This window comes from Variovorax sp. 05L425 (genome assembly GCF_056397705.1).
In genome coordinates this window covers 131,995-152,150 of record NZ_JBFTNY010000016.1, presented here as the reverse complement: position 1 = coordinate 152,150, position 20,156 = coordinate 131,995, and the positions used below count along the sequence as shown (strand labels likewise).

The window sequence follows — 20,156 nt, the reverse complement described above, 5'->3', positions numbered from 1 at the left end:
CCGCAATGACGCACGTCAATGCGGCGGCATCATTTCTTGTCGGGCGGGCGCATCGAATCCCCGAGGCTCACCAGGTTCTGCGGACTCACGCGGATGACGCCGCCGCGCGGGCTGTCGATGTCCGCAATGAGAAAGAACGCAATGGCCAGGACCAGCGGCAGCACGAGCAGTTGGCTGCGTTCCGCGTGCGCATCTCGCACGCCGTAGCCGACCAGCAGATGGCAACAGGCGGCAATGCCCAGCATCAGGAGCCATGCCGCACGGGGAATCCGGTTCCACCAGGCGGCCTGCGTATAACCCTGCGCGTTCAGGACATCGTTCATGCCCGAGACGGCCAGTGCGACCGACGGCGACAGCGGCGCCGCTGCCGCCGGGGCCACCACAGCCGACCACAGTTCGGCCTGCAGCTTTGCCGTGCGTGCATCGACCTCGCGGAGTTGGTCCAGATCGCGCGTCGTGTAGAACAGGATGCGTTGATCGAAATAGTCGCGCAGGAGGGCGCGGACCTTCTCCGCGTCCGCTGCAGGCAGCAGCTGGGCCCGCAGGTACTCGGTACCGATCGCGTTGGCCTCCGCTTCCTCGAGATTCTTGCGCTGGTCGTAGCGGCCGACGGCCATCGAGAAGCCGAACCCGACAAGGAGACCCAGAAGCGTCAGCGTGGCCCCGACGACGATGCTGAAGTTGTCCCGCGTGCTCTCCTGGGGCCTCGACCATCTTCTGAGCACGCGCGCGCCGAACCATATGCAGAACGAGAGGAAGAGGAAGCTTGCGACGAAGACGAGCAGTGGGTAGTCCACTATTTTGATCATTGGCATCTTTCAGAAGGTCAGCTTCGTCGAGAACTGCAAGCGGTTGTCGACCTGCGACGCACCGATCTTGTCTTCGAGTCGGCCCCAGAGCAACTCGGCACCGATCGTCAGGTTCCTGGCCGTGGTGTAGAGCAGGTTGACCGACGAATAGCCGCCCTTGTGGAAGGCGGTGGCGATCTGCCCTCCGGTGTTGTTCTGCCGATGCTCGCTGTAGCCGATCGAACTGCTCCACTTGTCGCTCCAGGCGTGGTTGTAGTAGGCCAGCCATCCCACCGATCCGACGGCCTCGGCCCGCAGGTCGGCGCCGGGTGCCAGGTCCACGCCGCCGTCGTTCATGTAGCTGGCGATCCCGCGCCCGACCGCGAGCTGCAAGTTCACCTGATCCTTGCCGGCGACCTTGAATGCACCGGCAAGGTTCAGGCCGTAGCCGGTCCGCGTGCCGGACGGCTTCCCCGTGATCGACTCGGTGTTGTGATAGCCCAGCTCGCGCAAGATGGCGGCGGAGCGGAAGTGGCCCCAGTCCCGCTCGAGCCTGAACGAGGCGACGAGGTCAGGCACGCGGTTGTGGCCGGTGATGCCTTCGCCGAGCGCCGGGTCGACCCTGGCCAGCCTCCCGGCGTCGATCGCCGAACTGGGTGACTCCAGCGTGATCGCCACCTGCATTCCCTGTGGGTCGAATGGCACGTAGCGCAACTGCGGCGTGCGCACGAAGACCATGCCGCTCGGTCCCCAGTAGTCGATGATGTCCGGGAGCACATCGATGTCCATGAAGTTCGAGTACGTCTGCCCGACGCCGAACATGGGCGACGCGACCCAGGCATCGAGCAAGTGGGCCTGCGTGCCGCCATGGGTGCCAAACAGGTCGATGCTGAAGTCGGTCTTGATCGGGCCGATCGTCGTCGGGATGTACGTCTTGAAGCCCAGGCTGGATTGCCGCACGCTCAAGAGCGTTGTTCCGTCGCCGCTGCATCCGGGTGAACCCGGACAGATGACCGGAATCTGCGATGGCCGGAGCGTGGCCCGCCAGTCAGGGTGCATGCGCCCGCCATCGTAGATGGCGTCGAGCATGGCCTGACCGTAGAACTCGAAACCCGGCTTTCCTTCCTCCGGAACAAGGGGCTCGTCGGGCTGCGCATGCGCAGTGCCAGCGCCAACGCCGCCGAGGGCGAGCGCGACTGCGACCCCGGCGGCATGGCGATTCATCTCATCTCTTCCCCCACGATTGTTTCGGCCAAGTCTGCGTGTTTCTTCCTTGTCGGGAGTTGACGATTCTCAATTTGGCGCTTCACGAGTCCTCTAGCATCCTCTAGCATCCGGCCAATCATCACGGATGTTCAGGAGCCTTTATGCGATTCGCACCGAGGGAACGGACTTCAGCGAGGCTTGGGTTCTGGTCCCTTGCGCTCTTCGTGGCCAGTCTGGTCGCTCCGACGAGTGCGAACGCATCGTTCATTCCGCACGAGTACCTGGGCACGGCTGCAACGTACCTGGCCTGGTTCATCATCTTCCTGGTGCCGATCGCCGGGATCGTCCTGTTCTGGATGGTTCACGTCATGCCGGAGAAGATCGCGCACAACCGGCACCATCCCCAGCGCGATGCCATCAAGACGCTGTGCCTGCTGTCGCTGGTGTTCGGGGGCATGCTCTGGCCGCTCGCGTGGCTGTGGGCCTACATCAAGCCGGTCGGCTATCAGGTGGCGTATGGCACCGAGAAGCACGAGGACTACTTCCACGAGAAGGGCGAAAAGGCGCTGACGGGCGAACTCCTGGAGCATGAGATCGAGCACCTGCGCGACGAGCTCGATGCGATGGACGCCAAGGGCGCGCTGACAGCCGAGCTCAAGGTGCTCCGCAAGAACCTGGCTGCCGTCACGGCCCGCGGGGGCATCGCCGCCGCTGCAAGAGATGCGAGCGCCTGATGGAAGCACTGCTCCTTGGCATCTACGCCTTCTTCGTCTGGCTCTTCTTCATCAAGCTGAAGTGGCTGCCATGGAACACCGCGACGCAAGTCATTGTGGTGATCATCCCGATCGTCTTTCTGACCGCGCTGATCCTCACGCTCAACGTCGTCGCCCCGTCGACGGCGGATGTCCGCGTCATCAAGTACGTGGTGCAGGTCGTTCCGCAGGTGCGGGGCCAGGTGCTCGAGGTGCCGGTCGAACCCAATCGCCTGGTGAAGAAGGGTGAACTGCTGTTCCGCATCGACCCGACCCAGTACCAGAACGAACTCGACGCCGCCAAGGCGCGGCTGGTCGCGGACGAGGCGAAGTTCACGCAGGCGGAGGCGGCCCTGGTCGATGCGTCGGCCGGCGCACGCCAGCTCCAGGAGCAACTCAAGGCCGCAACGGGACAGGTCAGGTCGCTGCAGCCGAGGATCGAACTTGCACGATTGCGGGTTCGGCAGAACAAGGAACTGGTGTCCACCGGCGCCGGTGACAAGTTCGCGCTTGAACAGGCCGAATCCAACCTGATCGAGCTGCAAGGCCAGATCGCGACGGCCACTGCGAATGAAGCACAGGTCGCTCAAAAGCTGTCCGGGCGGGTCAACGGTGAACAGGCCTCGGTCGCCCAGGCGCGGGCCCAACTCGCAACGGCCAAGGCGCAGGTCGATATCAGTCGTGCGGCCCTCAGCAACGCGCAATGGAACCTGGACCAGACGTCCGTCTACGCGCCGGCCAATGGATACGCCATCAACGTCCAGTTGAGGCCCGGCTCCTACGTGGTCTCGATACCGCTGACTCCCGCGATGAGCTTCGTCGAAGAGACCTACCAGGTGGTCGCCCTCTACGACCAGAATGAACTGCGGCTCGTCGAGCCAGGAAATGCGGCGGAGTTCACGCTCAAGACGTACCCGGGCCGCATCATCTCGGCGAAGGTCGATTCCATCATCTGGGCGCAGGGCCAGGGCCAAGTGGCTCAGTCGGGCCAACTGCCGCAGACCGGCGCCTTTCCGCAGGTGCCGGGACGCTTCCCGGTCAAGTTCACGGTCGACGAACAGGATGCCCAGCTGTTCCTTGCCGCGGGCGCGGATGGCCAGGGCGCGATCTATACCGATCACGTGGAGATGATCCACATCCTCCGGATGGTGATCCTTCGCGTCGGATCCATCACCAACTACCTTGTCCTGAAGCTGCACTGATGCGAACACCCTCGCTTCATCGATGGCACGTTGCGACAGCGCTGGCGCTGGCGGCGGCGGTCGCCGGCTGTGCGCTGAAGACGCCGCCGACAGCCGCCGAGTTGCAGAACGAGGTGCTGCCCCAGGGGCCCGCGCCGACGGCTTTCAGGGCGGGCGGCGGCGTGACGGCGCCTGTGGCCGATGGATGGCTCGCGACCTTCGACGAGCCTGCGTTGACGGCGCTCGTCAACGAAGCCCTGGCCTACAACGTCGACCTGCGGGTCGCGGCGGCGCGCGTCGAGCAGGCCGGCGGCTATGTCAAAGTGGCGGCGGGCGCGTTGCTCCCGTCCGTGGGCGTGGTCGGCCTGGGCGGCGGCAAGTCGGGCGGCGGCGGCGGGCTGGACGGGATCTTCCTGAACGCTTCGCTGGAACTCGATGTATGGGGCCGGCTTCGCTACGCCAAGGCGGCGGCCAAGGAGCAGTCGCTGGCTGCCGAGGCTGACTATGCCTACGCGCGGCAGTCCCTGGCTGCCATGGTGGCCAAGGCATGGTTCCTTGCGGTCGAGGCGGGCTTGCAACGCGCAATCACGCTGGACGCGCTCAATTCCTCCGACGTCCTGCTTCGAATGTCCGAGGATCGCCTGCGCATCGGCAACGGCAACAACCTGGCCGTGGCGCAGGCGCGCGCGAATGTCGGTACCTATCGCGATGCGCTGAAGCAGGTGGAATTCGCGCGCGAGCAGGCCCTGCGTTCGCTCGAACTCCTGCTCGGACGCTATCCCTCCGCGGAGATCGCCGTCGCGACACAACTTTCGCCGATGCCGCCGCCGTTGCCCGTCGGCGTGCCGTCGGAACTTCTGGAGCGCCGGCCCGATCTCGTGGCGGCTGAGCGTCGCGTCGCCGCCGCGTTCGATCGCGTCGGCGAAGCCAAGGCGGCGCAGCTTCCGAGGATCAGCCTCACCGCGGGCGGCAGCAATGTGTCGAGCGAATTGCTCGTGCTGAAAGACACCAGCAGCCCGGTCTGGAGCGTCGGCGCCAACCTGATCGCGCCGATCTACCAGGGCGGCGCATTGCGCGCGCAGGTGGAAATCCGCACGGCGGAACAGAAGGTGGCGGTTGCCGACTACGCACGCGCAGGCCAGAAGGCGTTCGGCGAAGTCGAAGGCGCATTGGGTGCGGAATCGACGCTGCGCGAACGCGACGCCATCCTCGCTGCGACGATCCGCGACAGCGAGGAGGCGCTGGAGCTTTCGAGAATCCAGTACCGCGTAGGTTCTGTCGACCTGCGCTCGGTCGAGCAGAGCCAGCTCACCGTCTACGCGGCGCGCACCTCGCGCCTGCGCGTGCAGACAGAGCAGTTGGCACAGCGCACCAATCTGTACCTGGCATTGGGCGGCGGGTTCGACACGCCGGCCATGGCGGCGGCTCCTTCGCCGTGCTGCACCCAGTGACGGGATTTCGCGGGCACTGATCGATCCGAGTTGATCGATATCAAACCCCTCTCGTCGGCCGCTTCTCACAATGGCAGGACGGGCGTGGAACGAGCCCGGTAATTGCCATGAGCATGAAGAGCGCCGCAAAATAGCCCGGCCAGCGCGATGTGGTGTCACAGCCGTGTCACAGCGCCCGGACACACCTCGGTAATCCCATTCTCTAGAGGTATCGCCATGGATCCAGGAACGCGGCTCGCGCACAGTCACAAGGTCGGGACGAAGGTCGCCTCTGTCCTCCAGAAGCGAATGCAGATCGCGCAGGAACACTATGTCCAGCGCATCACCAAGGCCGTGCAGGCCGAAGGCGGTGAATCACTGCTCAAGTCGGCGGCAAGTGCGAATCCGCAGAGCCTTCTGCAATACGCCGTCGATGCCACGCAGCGCTCCATCCTGTTCTGGGACACGCTGTGGCGGCGCGGGAACAACTTCGTCGAACACAACGCGCAGGGCCTGAAGCCAGTCCTGCATTTCGACTCGGAAGTCGTCCTCGACGGCCGCACGTTCGCTCGCCCGGTGAACTACGCGTTGCTGAAGATCACGCCGCCCAAGGGCGTTCTTGTCGATCCGAAGCGGCGGCCGTACCTGATCATCGATCCGCGTGCCGGCCACGGACCCGGCATCGGCGGCTTCAAGGACGATTCGCAAGTCGGCGTCGCGCTGCGCGCGGGGCATCCGGTGTACTTCGTCATCTTCTTCCGCGACCCCGAGCCGGGGCAGACGCTGCTCGACGTCTGCAATGCCGAGCAGCAGTTCGTGAAGAAGGTGCGGGCGCTGCACCCCGACAGTTCCAAGCCGGCCATCATCGGAAATTGCCAAGGCGGCTGGGCCGCGATGATGCTCGGCGCTTCGGACCCCGACGACACGGGCCCGATCGTCATCAACGGCGCGCCGATGTCGTACTGGGGCGGGGCCTGGAACGAAGGCGAGGGCGACAACCCCATGCGCTATTCGGGCGGTCTTCTGGGGGGTTCGTGGCTGGCCTCGATGGCCGCCGACATGGGCAATGGCAAATTCGACGGCGCGTACCTGGTCCAGAATTTCGAGAACCTGAACCCGGCCAACAGCTTCTGGGACAAGTACTACCACCTGTTCGACAAGGTCGACACCGAACCGCCCCGGTTCCTGGAATTCGAGCACTGGTGGGGCGGCTACTACCTGATGAACCGGCAAGAGATCGAGTGGATCACCCAGAACCTCTTCGTTGGCAACAAGCTGTGGTCGGGCGATGTCAAGTCGGGCAGCGGCAAGCCCTTCGACCTGCGCGACATCAAGTCGCCCATCGTCCTGTTCGCATCGATGGGGGACAACATCACCCCGCCGCAACAGGCGTTCAACTGGGTCGCGGACGTCTATCGCAGCACGGCGGAGATCAAGGCACGTGGCCAGGTCATCGTCGGACTTCTGCACGAGCACGTCGGGCACCTGGGCATCTTCGTCTCCGGCGCGGTCGCGAAGAAGGAACACGCGCAGATCGTGTCCGTTCTCAAGAGCATCGAACTGTTGCCGCCGGGCCTCTACGGCATGGCGATCACCGAGCACAAGGGTGCGGACGGTGCGCCCGCCTACGAGGTCGAGTTTCACGAACACCGGCTGGAGGACATCGCGGAGCGCCTCAACCGCTTCAAGCGTGTGGACGAGAAGCCGTTCGAAGCGGTGGCGGCCGTCTCGGAGTTCAACCAGCGCGCCTACGAACTGTTCGCGCGGCCGATGGTGCAAGCCATGTCGAACGAATACACGGCGCAACTGCAGCGGGAGTTTCATCCGCTGCGCTTCCAGAACTGGGCGGTCTCCAGCCTCAATCCCTGGCTTTCATGGATCGCGCCTGCTGCCCAGGCGGTGAGGGCGGACCGAAAGGCGCTGGACGCCAACCATCCGTTGCGCCGGGGCGAAAAGCTCGGCGCCGAGATGGTCAGTGCATCGCTCGACCTTTATCGCGCGGTGCGTGATGCGATGACCGAGGCACAGTTCTTCGGCGTCTACGCGAACATGTTCTCGCTGCAAGGCGGGGATGAAACCCCGGGGCGGGGTGTCGACGAGGTGCTGGAAGCGAAGGACCGGCCGGAGGTGCGTGAGGCGCTCGCCGCCATCGCGCAGGGCGGCTACGTCGAAGCCGTGGCGCGCGCCGCCTTCCTGCTGTCGCCAGGCGACGAGCCGCTGCCGCTGTCGCGTCTCGAACTGCGGCGAGAACTGGCCGAAGACTACGCGGAGTTGCTGCCGCACATGACGCCTTACCGGTGGCGGACGATTCGCGGAACGCAGGAAATCATCGCGCGGTGCGAGCCCGATCGGGCGGTGTCGACCCTGGCCGACCTGTTGGCGGATGCCGGCGAGCGCGAGCGCTTCCTGGCGCTGCTTGACCGTGTGACCGGCGACCGTCGCGTGCTGCAGACCGCGCCGACCGTCGAGCAGCTTGCCATGCTGTCCAGGATCCGGGTCACTTTGGGCGACCAGTCCCGCAAGCAGGGGACGCGATCGGTTGTGGTCCGCGGTCAGTTTCCCGCGGCCCGAAAGACAGCACCGCGCAGGAAGGCATCCAAATGAGCGCGAGGCATGAGAAATACCAGCGTCTGATCGACGCCTGCAAGTCGCTGACCCCCATGCCGACCGCCGTCGTGCACCCTTGCGACCAGAGTTCGCTCGAGGGAATGCGGGAGGCCACGCGGCTGGGGTTGATCGCGCCGATCCTGGTCGGGCCGCGCGCGAAGATCGAGAGCGTCGCGCAGACGTTTGGCATCGACATCAGCGGCATTCCGATCGTGGATGCGCCCTTCAGCCATGCAGCGGCGGACAAGGCCGTGCAATTGGTCCGCGAAGGCACGGTCGAGGCGTTGATGAAGGGCAGCCTGCACACGGACGAGCTGATGGCGGCGGTGGTGAGGCGCGATGTCGGCCTGCGCACTGAACGGCGCATCAGCCATTGCTTCGTGATGGACGTGCCCAACCACGAACAGGCCCTGATCATCACCGACGCGGCGATCAGCATCGCCCCGACGCTGGAAGATAAGGTGGACATCGTCCAGAACGCGATCGACCTGGCGCATGCCTTGCAAGTCGACGTGGTGCGGGTCGCGATTCTCTCCGCCATGGAGACCGTCAATCCCAAGGTGCCCTCGACGATCGAGGCGGCGGCGCTGTGCAAGATGGTTGATAGGCACCAGATCACCGGCGCCTTGGTCGATGGTCCGCTGGCGCTTGACAACGCGATCGACCCCGAGGCCGCAAAGATCAAGCAGATCGATTCACCCGTCGCGGGACGCGCCAATGTGCTCGTGGTGCCCAATCTCGAAGCCGGCAACATGCTCGCCAAGAGCCTCTCGTTCCTCGCTGGGGCGGATGCGGCGGGCATCGTCCTTGGCGCGCGGGTGCCGATCATCCTGACCAGCAGGGCCGATTCGCTGACGGCGCGGCTGGCATCGTGCGCCGTTGCAGCGATGGTCGCCAAGGCGCGGCGTGAGAGCCTGGCAGTGCAGGGGTGATGCCATGGCTGACGTGATCCTCGTGCTGAACGCGGGCTCTTCGAGCATCAAGTTCAGCGCCTTCGCCACGCATGGCACCGAGTTGGACCTGATCGTGCGCGGCCAGGTCGAAGGGATCTTCACCGCGCCACGGTTCAAGGCCGTCGACGCGCACGGCACCGAAATCGAGACGAAGGCGTGGGGGGAGGGGACCGAACTGGGGCACGCGGGCGCCATCGGCTACATCGCGGACTTTCTTCGCGAACACCGCGAGGGCTATGCGCTGTCTGCAGTGGGTCATCGCGTCGTCCATGGCGGACTGGCGTTCCCGAGGGCCGTGCGGGTCACGCCCGATGTGATTTCGTCCCTGGCAAAGCTGATTCCCCTGGCGCCCTTGCATCAGCCGCACAACCTCAAGCCGATCGAGATCGTCGCGCAGCAGCGGCCGGACCTGCCCCAGGTGGCCTGCTTCGACACCGCGTTTCATCGCGTGCAGCCCGAGACAGCCCAGGCCTTCGCGCTGCCGGCCTCCATCACGGACCTCGGTGTGCGGCGCTACGGGTTCCACGGACTGTCCTATGAGTACATCGCGAGTGTGCTGCCGCAGTTCGATGCGAAGGCAGCGGCGGGCCGCACCATCGTCGCGCACCTTGGCAACGGCGCCAGCATGTGTGCGATGGCCGCTGGCAGGAGTCTTGCGAGCACCATGGGCTTCACGGCCGTCGACGGCTTGCCGATGGGAACGCGCAGCGGCAACCTGGACCCCGGCGTCCTTCTCTACCTTCAGGATGAACTGCGAATGGATGTACGTGCGGTCGAGGACCTGATCTACAAGCAGTCCGGGCTGCTGGGCGTTTCGGGCGTGTCCAGCGACATGCGCGCGCTGCTGGCCAGCGACGAGCCGCGTGCGCAGTTCGCCATCGACCTCTATGTCTACCGCATCGGGCGCGAACTCGGCTCGCTGGCCGCGGCGGCGCAGGGGATCGACGCGCTGGTGTTCACGGCCGGCATCGGCGAACATGCGTCGACGCTCCGCGAGCGCGTTTGCCGCGATGCGGCCTGGCTGGGCGTGGAACTCGACCCCGCCGCCAACCTGGCCGACGGGCCACGCATCAGCACGCCGTCGAGCAAGGTTTCGGCGTGGGTGATCCCCACGAACGAGGAATTGATGATTGCCCGGCACACGCGCCAGGTGCTTGGTCAAGGGAGTGGACGATGACGCTCGAAATGCCGCGCCCCTTGCTGAAAGACGCCAAGGTGCTCGTCTGCGGCATCGCCAACGAAAACTCGATCGCATACGGATGCGCCGCGGCGTTTCGCGAGCTGGGTGCCGACCTCGCGATCACCTATGCCGGCGAGAAAGCCAGGGCCCACGTCGAGCCCTTGGCGACCGCACTGCAGGCGCCGATCTTCATGCCGCTCGATGTGTCGAAGCCCGGCGACCTCGAAGCGGTGTTCGCAAAGATCGAAAGCGAATGGGGCCGCCTCGATGTCGTGGTGCACTCGATCGCCTGGGCGCCGAAGGACGACCTGCAGGGCGGGCTGCTGCAGTGTTCCGCCGAGGGTTTTTCGCGGGCGATGGACATCTCCTGCCATTCGTTCGTGCGAATGGCCCGGCTGGCTGCACCCCTGATGAAGGACGGCGGCACGATGCTGACGATGTCGTACTACGGGGCCAACAAGGTGGTCGCCAACTACAACGTGATGGGCCCGGTCAAGGCCGCGCTGGAAGCGTCGGCGCGCTACCTCGCCTACGAACTCGGCCCGCTCGGCATCCGGGTGCACGCGATCTCGCCGGGGCCGCTCAAGACGCGCGCCGCGTCCGGTCTCAAGGATTTCGACCTGCTCCTCAACGAGGCCGCCCAGCGCGCACCGCTCGGGGAGCTTGTCGACATCATGGACGTGGGGTACACCTGTGCTTTCCTGGCGACGCCTTACGCGCGGCGGCTCTCGGGCGAGACGCTGTACATCGACGGCGGCGTGAACATCATGGCTTGATGGGACAAGTTCCCGAAGGAGACTTCAGTGGCACGACTGTTCATGGGAAACATTTCCGAGGGAACGACCGATGACGAAATCAAGGCGTTCCTCGTGAAGTACGGATGTCCGGAATACGACGAGATCCAGCATGCGCCGGGCGCAGGGAACCGGCCTGCCGTCATCGTGACTTTCAACGGCGTCCATCCGGAGGCGCTGCACAAGGTCAAGGAGCGGATCCACGACATGTACTGGAAAAAGGGACGTCTCACCGCGCAGATCCTGAGCGACGACTTCGCCTGATCCTCACTCCCATCGACGCGCCATGGGACTCCTGGCTCGGCTCTTCGGGGACAAAGGCGACGGAAACGCGCCGCGGGATGAGGACGTCGGGCGCATGGTGGAGCGCGTCATTGCCCTGAACCCACGGCTTCGCATGGCGCGCGGCCATGAGGCGCGGCTGCAATCGGCCGTCGCGAAGGCGGCGCGCCATCTTCGTGAACTCGTCGAGGGCTTTCCTGCGCCACGCGTCCTCAATGCGGCGAGTTGGGCATCCGATCCGTACATCCGCGCGTTTTTCGGGGCCGCCGACGATATCGGGCCGGTGCTCAGTCGCTCCACGGAATTGTGCGGCTTCCTCGACAACGAGCAGGGCCTTCGCGAAGGGTTTGCGGTGCTCGGGATGGCGATGAGTGAACGCCGCACGCTGGGCGTCGCGCAGGAAGGCGGCATCACCCGCTCGGACGTTCCCCAGACGACGGTGAGCTTCAGCGACCACCAGATCCGCATCTGCGGTCCGGAAGACGCCGGACTGCGACGCGAAATCGTGTTTCGGATGATCGACCAGCTGGCCATCGAGGCCCTCTCGCGAATCGCCGCGGACAGCTCGCGTCGCGACGAGTTGGAGCAGGAGCGCGCGCTGCTGGCCACGCGACTTCGGTTGATCGAGCGCCAGGGCAGCGGCATGCGATCGGTGCTCGGCGGCCAGGCCCAGGGCGATGCCTCCGATTCGGCACGTCTGCGCACGCAGATGGAAGAGAACGACCGTGAACTCAAGAGCCTGGGCTCGCGCGCCGAGACGCTCGACCGGCAGCTCGACGTCATGTGCGAAGTATTCGCTGACGCGGGCCAGCTGATCCATGTCACGACAAGACGGCTGCGGTTGAGCCGGATGAACGTCGTGCTCCCGGAACATGGCGAGGACGAGGGCCACACGCTCGATCTGGAGATCGCACGCGTGCCCGGCGATCCTCCCAGCGAACGCGCGTTCGCGCTGGTGCAGGTGTCCCGGGGCGATGTCCCCAAGGGCAGGAACCTGCTGGACGAGGCTGCGCGGCTGCTGTGAGCGACGGCAGTGGCGCGAAAACGGAGACGAGGAACTTCAACAACCGAGGAGCAAGCGATGTCCAAGAGCGAGAAGATCGAGAAGAGCGAGAAGAGACACCACCAGGGAAAGTCTGCCCCCAAGGATGAAACCCAGGAGATGCCGCCAGCGGCGAACGAAGCCGACGCCAAGCCCGAAGCGAACAAATCGCTGTCAAGCAAGGCCTATGACAAGGCGCTGCGCGAGCTTCACGTCGAACTGGTCAAGATGCAGGAATGGGTGCAGCACGCTGGCCTGAAGGTGTGCGTGATCCTGGAGGGACGCGACGGCGCAGGGAAGGGCGGCACGATCAAGGCCATCACCGAGCGCGTCAGCCCGCGCGTGTTTCGCGTCGTCGCCTTGCCGGCGCCGACCGAGCGGGAGAAGTCGCAGATGTACTTGCAGCGCTATTTCTTGCACCTGCCGGCTGCCGGCGAGATCGTGATCTTCGATCGCAGTTGGTACAACCGCGCAGGCGTGGAGCGCGTCATGGGGTTCTGCACGGAGGCGCAGGTGAAGGCCTTTCTCGCCGCAACACCGCTCGTGGAGCGGGCGATCATCGATTCCGGGATCATCCTGCTGAAGTACTGGCTCGAAGTCAGCCCAGACGAGCAGACTCGTCGACTCGAAGCGCGCATCCAGGACGGCCGCAAGATCTGGAAGCTGTCGCCGATGGACCTCAAGTCCTACAACCGCTGGTACGACTATTCACGCGCCCGCGATGAGATGTTCATGGCTACCGATCTCCCGAAGGCGCCCTGGTTCGTCGTGCGTTCGGACGACAAGAAGCGGGCACGCCTGAACCTGATCAAGCATCTGCTCGCCCACGTTCCCTATGAAACCGTGCCGCGCGAGAAGGTCAAGCTGCCGAAGCGACAGATCCGGGGTGACTACAAGGAGTCGGATCACCCGCTCAGGGTCGTTCCCGAGGTCTACTGAGCATGAGCCTTCCGGCCACGCTGACCTTGCGCGACGGCCGCCGCGTCACCGTGCGCGAAATCCTGCCCGAGGACAAGGAACCGCTCCAGGCGGCCGTCGGCAACATGTCGGCGGACTCTCGCTACACGCGCTTCATGGGCACGATGCGGGAGATCCCGGACAAGATGCTCGAAGCGGCGACGCATCCGGTGGCGGATCGGGAGTGCGCGCTGGTCGCCGTCAGCGGGGAGGGTGCGGACGAGGTCATCATCGGCGGCTCGCGCTATGCGTCGAATGCCGGCAGCGACACCTGCGAGTTCGCCATCGCGATCGTCGACGGCTGGCAAGGGCTGGGCCTGGCGGCGCATCTCATGAACACACTGATGGCGCTCGCGGAATCGCAAGGCTTTCGCTATATGGAGGGCTTCGTCCTCTCGACGAATGCGTCCATGCGCGGCCTCGCCAAGCGACTGGGCTTCCAGGACTCGCAGTGTCCCGGCGACGCGACCGTGCGACTGGTGAAGCGCACGTTGGGAAGTCCCGATGAAGCGCCGCGTTGAGATGCGCGGCAGCGTGGCCTTGCCCATCCCGGGGTGGCTTCGCGACTACCGGTCCGAATGGCTCTCCGCCGACGTCGTGGCCGGCCTGATCGCCGCGGCGGTCGTCATTCCCAAGGCCTTCGCCTACGCGACGATCGCAGGACTTCCGGTGCAGGTCGGTCTCTACACGGTGTTCGTCCCGATGGTGATCTACGCGCTGCTGGGGAGCTCGCGTCCCCTCAGCGTGAGCACGACCACCACGCTCGCCATCCTGACGGGCACGGCATTGGCGGCCGTCGTGCCGGACGACAATCCTGCAAACCTGCTGACGGCTTCCGCGACGCTGGCGCTGATGACCGGCGTCATCCTTGTGATGGCGGGTCTGCTGCGCCTGGGCTTTGTCGCGAACTTCATCTCGGAGCCTGTGCTGGTCGGGTTCAAGGCAGGCATCGGGATCGTCATCGTGGTGGACCAGATTCCCAAGCTGCTGGGCATCCATTTTCCGAAGGGCTCGTTCCTGCAGAACCTGCTTTCCATCGTGCAGAACCTGCCGGAAGCATCGGTGCCGACGGTGCTCGTCGGCGTCATCACCGTGATCGCCCTCGTGGCGATGGAGCATTTCACGCCGCGCGCGCCCGCCCCGCTGATCGCCGTGGCGGGCGGCATCGCCGCCATGAAGTTCCTGGGGCTCGACCGCTACGGCGTCTCGCCGGTCGGCGCTGTTCCGACCGGCTTGCCGCCGGTGACGCTGCCGAATGCGCAACTGTTGATTCCTCTCTGGCCCGCGGCGCTGGGCATCGCGCTGATGAGTTTCACCGAGACGATCGCTGCAGGGCGCGCGTTTGTCCGTACCGGGGAGCCGGTGCCGGAGCCCAATCGGGAACTGTGGGCGACGGGAGTGGCCAATGTCGGCGGGGCGTTGCTGGGTGCGATGCCGGCGGGCGGCGGCACCACGCAGACGGCCGTGAATCGTCTCGGCGGCGCGCGCACCCAGCTTGCGGAACTCGTCACGGCAGGCGCCGCGCTGGTCACGGCACTCTTCCTGGCGCCCTTCATCGGCCTGATGCCGCATGCCACGCTGGCAGCCGTGGTGATCGTGTATTCCGTGGGCCTGATCAAGCCGGTGGAATTCAGGGAGATCCTCAAGATACGGAAGACCGAGTTCATCTGGGCGCTGGTGGCGATGGCGGGCGTGGTGCTGCTTGGAACCTTGCAAGGCATCGTCGCCGCGATCGTCGTGTCCCTCGTGGCGCTGGTCTACCAGATGTCCGATCCGCCGGTCCATGTCCTGGGGCGCAAGCCGGGCACCCCTGTGCTGCGGCCACGAACCGACGAGCATCCCGAAGACGAGGCCTTCGGCGAGTTGCTGCTGATCCGGCCGGAAGGGCGCATCTATTTCGCCAATGCGGAGCGCGTCGGTCTCAAGATGAAGGCCTTGGTCGACGCGGCGCACCCCAAGGTCGTCGTCCTCGACATGAGCAGCGTGTTCGACATCGAGTACACCGCGCTCAAGATGCTGACGGAAGGCGAGGAGAGGCTGCGAAACGACGGCATCACGCTATGGCTCGCGGGTCTGAATCCCGGTGTGCTGGCGATGGTGCAGCGATCGCCGCTGGGCGAGCGTCTCGGTCGGGACGGCATGTTCTTCGGCGTCGAACAAGCCATTGCCCGGTATCGAGCCAGCGCCTGACCTGCTTCAGCTTCCGGGCACGTTCACCTTCTGCCAGCTTGAATCGGGATTGAAGCGCGTGAGCGCGCGAGCCGCGGCGTCGGTGTTCGGCCCGAGGTTCTTCTCGTACACCGTGCCGTCGTGGCTGACGATGAAGCTCATCACGCCCGTTTCTCCATAGTGGGTCGGCCACGCGACCAGCGCGAAGCCGCCACGCATGCGGCCGCCGATCACGTAGTCGTAAGCACCGCCCGGCGCGTCCTTGCCCTGGGCCTTGAGGATCTTGAAGTGATAGCCGTGGTAGCCCTCGCTGCTTTTCTGGCCACTGTAGAGCGGCCCGAGCGGGCTTTCGTCCTGACCGGCGGCATCCGGCCAGTAGAGGCCGTCGTGCTTGCCCGGCGAGCTCACGAACTTCTGCGCGTACTCGAGTACGGCGTTGCCGTCGCGGTCTTTCTGGGCGTATTCCTTTTGCGCGTCGTAGTACGCCAGCGCGGCCTGCATCGCGGCGAGCTCGTTGCGCCCGATGCGCCGGGTGTGCATGAGGTCCGCACCCGCGCGGGGGTCGAATCGCCAGCCGGCGGCGCTCTTCACGATCGGCACCGGTAGCGTCCAGTCGCTGTCGCCCACCGCGAGCATTGCCTTGCCCGGCGATTCGAGGACGATCTTGTGCTGCTTGGCCCATGCCCCGAGGAAGTCATAGACGTCGTCCACATCGACGCCACCCGCCGGAACGAAGCGCTTCCAGTCGGGGCCGAGCACGACGCCCAGCGCGGCGGTATCACTGCGCGTCACGGCGTCGACGAATGCTTGCGCGGCGGCGTCCGGCGTTGGGTAGGCGTGTTGCGCGAATGAAGGTCCCGAGGCGAGCGACAAGGCCACGGCAATGCCGGCCGCCAAGGTCTTGAAGGTCGGCATGCGCCGGTCAGTGTTTTGCGTCATGGATGCCTCCTGTCAACGACCCCGGCCACCGCCGCCGCGTCCACCACCGCCGCCGCCACGCGCACCACCGCCACCGCCTGCGCGAGCGCCGCCACCACCACCACCCATGTGCGCGCCTCCGCCGCTTGGCCGGCCGCCGCCGCCACCGCCCATCTGTACACCGCCCCCGCCAGCGCCGGCGCGTGCGCCACCAGCGCCTTGGTGTTGTCCCATGGACTGGCGGCTTGCGTCGCCGCGACTGGCCTGCTGGCGCGCCTGGTTTCCGTCGCCGGCTCCTCGCAGGGCGTTGTCGCCGCCGCGTGCGCCAGCGCCGCCAGGACCACCAACACCGCCAGGGCCGCCAGGACCGCCGATGCTTCCGGGACCGCCAGGGCCGCCAGGACGGCCAGCACCTCCGGGACCGCCGACACCGCCAGGACCGCCCGGCCCCCCAGGACCGCCGACGCTTCCGGGACCACCAGCGCCCCCTGGACGGCCGGCGCCCCCGACACCTCCGGGTCCGCCAACGCCCCCAGGTCCGCGACCCGCGCCACCCGCGGCGGCTTGGGCCCGATCCCTTGTCGCGGGGTCGTTGCGAAGCTGATCGCGACCCTGGCCCGGGTCCATGCCGCGTTGCTGCAGGTTGGACTGCGCCTGCTGACGCTGCGCATCGCGACCGCGGTAGTCCCCGCGCTGCTCCGCGCCTCCGACGTTCTTTCCGAACTTCTGCTGGCTCGCTGAATCACGGTACGGCACGCCGCGTCGGTTGGAGGCGTTGTGCTGGAAGTTCGTCTGGTTCGCGGCGATCTGCCGGTTGGCGTTCACGCTGTTGTAGCGGTTCACGTTGACGTTGACGTTGCCCCCGCCCCAGTTGGTATTGCCCCAGAGTGCAGCGGTGGCCGCCACACCCACACCGAAGGCGATGCCTGTCGCGAGCGCCGCGCCGGGGTAGTAGTAGGGCGCAGGCGGGTAGTAGTAGGGCGGATAGGCCGGGTAGGGCCACGCACCGTAGACCACGGTCGGGTTATAGGCAGGCACGTACACCACTTGCGGGTTCGTGGGCTCGATCTTGATCACCGTCTGCTGCGTCTGCGGTTCCTGCTCGACGATGACCTGCTGCTGCTCGGAGCTCTTGAGGTTGCCGGTCTGCTGGGCCTTGGCGCGCAATCGCTGCGCAGAGTCGAGCACCTCCTTGGACGAGGCAAGGAAGGCATCGCCGAGGTTCTGCACCCAATCCGGCTGGTCGCCCATCATCTGCAGCACCTGCGGAAATGCGACCAGTGACTGCACGCTCGGGTCCCACGGCTGGTCGGCGACCATCTTCAGTGCCGCGTCGCCTTTCTGGTCAGGGTGTGCCTTGGACCACTTGGCTGCATCGGCAACGTCGGCTGGATAGGTCGCGGCCATCAGCACCTGTGACAGCAGTTGGTCCGGATACAGCGCGATCGGGGCGACCATCTGGTCGAGCTGCTCCCGGGAGAAGGTCTGGCCCTGCTGCGCGCCCGCCAGTCCCGTGAACAGCGAGGCGGCGATCATGAGCGCGCGCGCGAATCGGACGATCAGGACACGCATATGTCGCCTTCCTTTCTTGAGGGCCATTCAATCATCGGCGGCTGTTGCCTTTCGAGCAGGCCAAGATCTACGCCTGGATGAAGGGGTCGTCGATGTGATTCTCCAGCGCGTAGCGAATCAATTCGGCGGTGCTGGAGAGCTGCAGCTTTTCCTGGATGTGTGTCTTGTGCGTGCTCACGGTTTTCACCGAGAGGTGAAGCGCGTCGCCGATGGCAGTGAGCGGCTGGCCAGCCGCGACGCGTCGCAGGATATCGAGCTCACGGTCGGTCAGAACCGCGTGTCTCGGCGCTTCCGACGATCCATTGAGTTGCTGCACGAATTTCTCGGCGAGGCTCTCGGTGACATAGACGCCACCTGCAGCGACCTTGCGGACTGCACCGACGAGCTCGCTTGCCGCGATGTCCTTCGTGACGTAGCCGTGGGCACCTGCCTTGAAGGCGCGCACTGCGTATTGCTCTTCCGCGTGCATGCTCAGGACGAGGATGCGAACGCTCGTGAATTCGTTCTTGATGCGTTGCACCAGTTCAAGCCCTGTCATCCCGGGCATCGACAGGTCGATGAGCGCAAGGTCGAACGCATTCTCACGGAGGAACTCGAGCGCCTGGTAGCCGGTATTCGCCTCGGTCAGGACCCAGTTGTTGCCAGCCGGATCGAGCACTCGCATCAGGCCTTCCCGAACGATCATGTGGTCGTCAACCAAAAGCATTCGCAGCGCCGGCTTTGAAGGAGTGGCAGCTCTCAAGATACCTCCTCGGATCCAGCAGAACGAACTGCCAAGATCGGTCTTGTCTGTTCAAGCGAATATGGCGCGAAACGCGCATCTCCACAAGCCGTGGCTTCTCCCATCCTCGATCTCGCGATCGCCTGATATCGGAATACTCCTACTCGGCGATCGGGAAAATCCGAGAACTCAAGGATCAATCCGCTCTCGTGCCAAGCATTGCGCCGATGTTCGGGCTGCTGCCGGCGATGCAAGCTCCGGCCTCGCGCACCCTCAGCCATCGCCCACCACGGAGAGCATTCGATGAACATCCCTCAAGTCCAGGAAACGTCCATGCATTTCAGCGGCAATGGCAGGTTCGGGCTTGCCGGCATCGATCGTCGCGAATGGACCCACCTGCATGACATGCTCGATCTCATTGGCGTGCTGGTCGACGATGAATTGCACGCACCCATCGTCCAGCCCACCGTGCGGCGTCTGCAGGCGGGAGAACTTTTGTTTCTTGAAGGGGCGCCGGCCACCTCCATCCATGTGGTTCGCACAGGCGTCTTCAAGGTTTTCCGGACCGCCGAAGATGGCTACGAGCAGGTCTTCGGCTTTGTGCGGCGGGGAGAGTTGCTGGGCTTCGATGCACTGTCGGATGCTCGCCACCTCATGGCGACGGTGGCCTTGGAGGATGCGAGTGTCTTTTCGATTGCGTTGCCCGATTTCTATGCCTTGACGCAAGACCTTCCGTCGTTCGACCGTGGCGTGATGCGCGCCGTGGCCAAGGCGATGGTCGACCTGACCCGGGTGTCGGAAATGATGGCCGCCGCCGCGGCCGAGGTGCGGCTGGCAAGGTTTCTGCTGCATGTATCGCGGTGCATGTCGAGTTGCGGGCAATCCCCCCGATCGCTGCGCCTGCAAATGACGCGCCGTGACATCGGAAGCTATCTTGGCGTGGCCCATGAAACCATCAGTCGTTCATTTGCGGTGTTGATGGAAGCGGGCCTGATCGAGGTCGAGCAACGCAAGGTCGAGATTCTTGATCTCGATGCGTTGCAGCGGTACGCGCAAGGCACGCGCGCGCCTGCAAAGCGGCATGCCCTCAGGGCTTGAGCGTGGCAGAGGCCGCAGACGCCGCGGACTGGGCATTCGACAAATCCGCGATGAAGTCTCGCGCTTGCTGGAACTCCGTGCTCTTGTCGAAGTAGGCGAGCGCGCCGGCTTCCATGTGACTGCTGCGCATGGCCACCCAATTGAACTGGGAAATCATGACGACCTTGATTCCGGGATGGTGCTGCCTGACATGACGCAGGACATCGATCCCCCGGTCTTGCCCGCGCAGCATGGCATCCAGAACAATGAGTTCGGGCTGGCTTGAGGTAATCGCCGCCATGGCCGAAGCCAGGTCATCGGCATAGCCCACGACTTCGACGCCGGGTGCGCTCGCCAGCAGCGCCCCGAAGCTTCGCTGTATAGCCGTGGAATCGTCGACCAGCAGCACTTTCACTTGTAGACCTCACAACCGCCGTTGTTGACCCCCCAGGCCGCCATGTTGCCCCTGATCAGCCGCGCGCCGAGTGAGTCTGATCAATGAATCGTCAGAAAGTCCGCTTTTTTGA

The 20,156-nt window shown here is 65.2% G+C and carries 19 protein-coding genes; 13 read left to right on the top strand and 6 right to left on the bottom strand.

The annotated features are described in order from the left end of the window. Positions 1-29: 29 nt before the first annotated feature. A complete protein-coding gene (locus AC1DN9_RS19485) occupies positions 30-809 on the bottom strand; it encodes a bestrophin-like domain (RefSeq protein WP_478103016.1) in 780 nt (259 codons plus the stop codon). A gap of 9 nt (positions 810-818) precedes the next feature. Continuing rightward, entirely contained in the window at positions 819-2,012 is a 1,194-nt protein-coding gene (locus AC1DN9_RS19480; protein WP_478103014.1) for a porin, read from the bottom strand. Positions 2,013-2,155: 143 nt separating this feature from the next. Between AC1DN9_RS19480 and AC1DN9_RS19475 the strand changes: the two genes are divergently transcribed. The 12 genes from AC1DN9_RS19475 to AC1DN9_RS19420 all read left to right on the top strand — a co-directional run bounded on the left by AC1DN9_RS19475 (position 2,156) and on the right by AC1DN9_RS19420 (position 15,362). Further along, on the top strand, positions 2,156-2,728 hold the full coding sequence (locus tag AC1DN9_RS19475; RefSeq protein ID WP_478103012.1) for a DUF3302 domain-containing protein: 573 nt from the start codon (positions 2,156-2,158) through the stop codon (positions 2,726-2,728). Next, positions 2,728-3,948 (top strand): HlyD family secretion protein, encoded by a 1,221-nt coding sequence (locus tag AC1DN9_RS19470; RefSeq protein WP_478103011.1) that lies wholly within the window; start codon positions 2,728-2,730, stop codon positions 3,946-3,948. The genes AC1DN9_RS19475 and AC1DN9_RS19470 overlap by 1 nt, the downstream gene beginning before the upstream one ends. Beyond that, on the top strand, positions 3,948-5,378 hold the full coding sequence (locus AC1DN9_RS19465; RefSeq protein ID WP_478103010.1) for a TolC family protein: 1,431 nt from the start codon (positions 3,948-3,950) through the stop codon (positions 5,376-5,378). Before AC1DN9_RS19470 ends, AC1DN9_RS19465 begins: the two co-directional genes overlap by 1 nt. A 216-nt stretch (positions 5,379-5,594) precedes the next feature. Then, on the top strand, positions 5,595-7,961 hold the full coding sequence (locus AC1DN9_RS19460) for a DUF3141 domain-containing protein (protein ID WP_478103008.1): 2,367 nt from the start codon (positions 5,595-5,597) through the stop codon (positions 7,959-7,961). After that, a complete protein-coding gene (locus AC1DN9_RS19455; protein WP_478103007.1) occupies positions 7,958-8,896 on the top strand; it encodes a phosphate acetyltransferase in 939 nt (312 codons plus the stop codon). The genes AC1DN9_RS19460 and AC1DN9_RS19455 overlap by 4 nt, the downstream gene beginning before the upstream one ends. Before the next feature lie 4 nt (positions 8,897-8,900). Further along, positions 8,901-10,094, top strand: a complete 1,194-nt coding sequence (locus tag AC1DN9_RS19450) for an acetate/propionate family kinase (RefSeq protein ID WP_478103006.1) — start codon at positions 8,901-8,903, stop codon at positions 10,092-10,094. Then, entirely contained in the window at positions 10,091-10,873 is a 783-nt protein-coding gene (gene fabI / locus AC1DN9_RS19445; protein ID WP_478103005.1) for an enoyl-ACP reductase FabI, read from the top strand. The genes AC1DN9_RS19450 and fabI overlap by 4 nt, the downstream gene beginning before the upstream one ends. A gap of 27 nt (positions 10,874-10,900) precedes the next feature. Further along, the gene (locus AC1DN9_RS19440; protein WP_478103003.1) at positions 10,901-11,155 is read left to right on the top strand and encodes an RNA-binding protein; all 255 of its coding nucleotides are present in this window, start codon (positions 10,901-10,903) and stop codon (positions 11,153-11,155) included. 22 nt (positions 11,156-11,177) lie between these two features. Next, on the top strand, positions 11,178-12,197 hold the full coding sequence (locus AC1DN9_RS19435; protein ID WP_478103002.1) for a hypothetical protein: 1,020 nt from the start codon (positions 11,178-11,180) through the stop codon (positions 12,195-12,197). Positions 12,198-12,335: 138 nt separating this feature from the next. Beyond that, positions 12,336-13,154 (top strand): polyphosphate kinase 2, encoded by an 819-nt coding sequence (gene ppk2 / locus AC1DN9_RS19430; RefSeq protein WP_478103040.1) that lies wholly within the window; start codon positions 12,336-12,338, stop codon positions 13,152-13,154. A 2-nt stretch (positions 13,155-13,156) separates the two neighbouring features. Next, positions 13,157-13,693: an N-acetyltransferase family protein gene (locus AC1DN9_RS19425; RefSeq protein ID WP_478103001.1), complete on the top strand. Its 537-nt coding sequence runs from the start codon at positions 13,157-13,159 to the stop codon at positions 13,691-13,693. Continuing rightward, a complete protein-coding gene (locus AC1DN9_RS19420) occupies positions 13,677-15,362 on the top strand; it encodes a SulP family inorganic anion transporter (RefSeq protein WP_478102999.1) in 1,686 nt (561 codons plus the stop codon). The genes AC1DN9_RS19425 and AC1DN9_RS19420 overlap by 17 nt, the downstream gene beginning before the upstream one ends. A 6-nt stretch (positions 15,363-15,368) precedes the next feature. On the opposite strand, the gene AC1DN9_RS19415 is transcribed toward AC1DN9_RS19420, so the two are convergent. From AC1DN9_RS19415 to AC1DN9_RS19405, 3 genes are all read right to left on the bottom strand, one after another. Next, the gene (locus tag AC1DN9_RS19415) at positions 15,369-16,280 is read right to left on the bottom strand and encodes a DUF2950 domain-containing protein (protein WP_478102998.1); all 912 of its coding nucleotides are present in this window, start codon (positions 16,278-16,280) and stop codon (positions 15,369-15,371) included. Between the two features lie 12 nt (positions 16,281-16,292). Continuing rightward, positions 16,293-17,831 carry a DUF3300 domain-containing protein gene (locus tag AC1DN9_RS19410; protein ID WP_478102997.1) on the bottom strand — a complete coding sequence of 513 codons (1,539 nt, stop codon included), beginning with the start codon at positions 17,829-17,831 and terminating at the stop codon, positions 16,293-16,295. A 67-nt stretch (positions 17,832-17,898) separates the two neighbouring features. After that, complete coding sequence (locus AC1DN9_RS19405; protein ID WP_478102995.1) at positions 17,899-18,537, bottom strand: response regulator; 639 nt, start codon at positions 18,535-18,537, stop codon at positions 17,899-17,901. 318 nt (positions 18,538-18,855) lie between these two features. Between AC1DN9_RS19405 and AC1DN9_RS19400 the strand changes: the two genes are divergently transcribed. Further along, positions 18,856-19,650 (top strand): Crp/Fnr family transcriptional regulator, encoded by a 795-nt coding sequence (locus AC1DN9_RS19400; protein WP_478102994.1) that lies wholly within the window; start codon positions 18,856-18,858, stop codon positions 19,648-19,650. Here AC1DN9_RS19400 and AC1DN9_RS19395 read toward each other — a convergent pair. Next, the gene (locus tag AC1DN9_RS19395; protein WP_478102993.1) at positions 19,640-20,044 is read right to left on the bottom strand and encodes a response regulator; all 405 of its coding nucleotides are present in this window, start codon (positions 20,042-20,044) and stop codon (positions 19,640-19,642) included. The genes AC1DN9_RS19400 and AC1DN9_RS19395 overlap by 11 nt on opposite strands. Between the last annotated feature and the right edge of the window lie 112 nt (positions 20,045-20,156).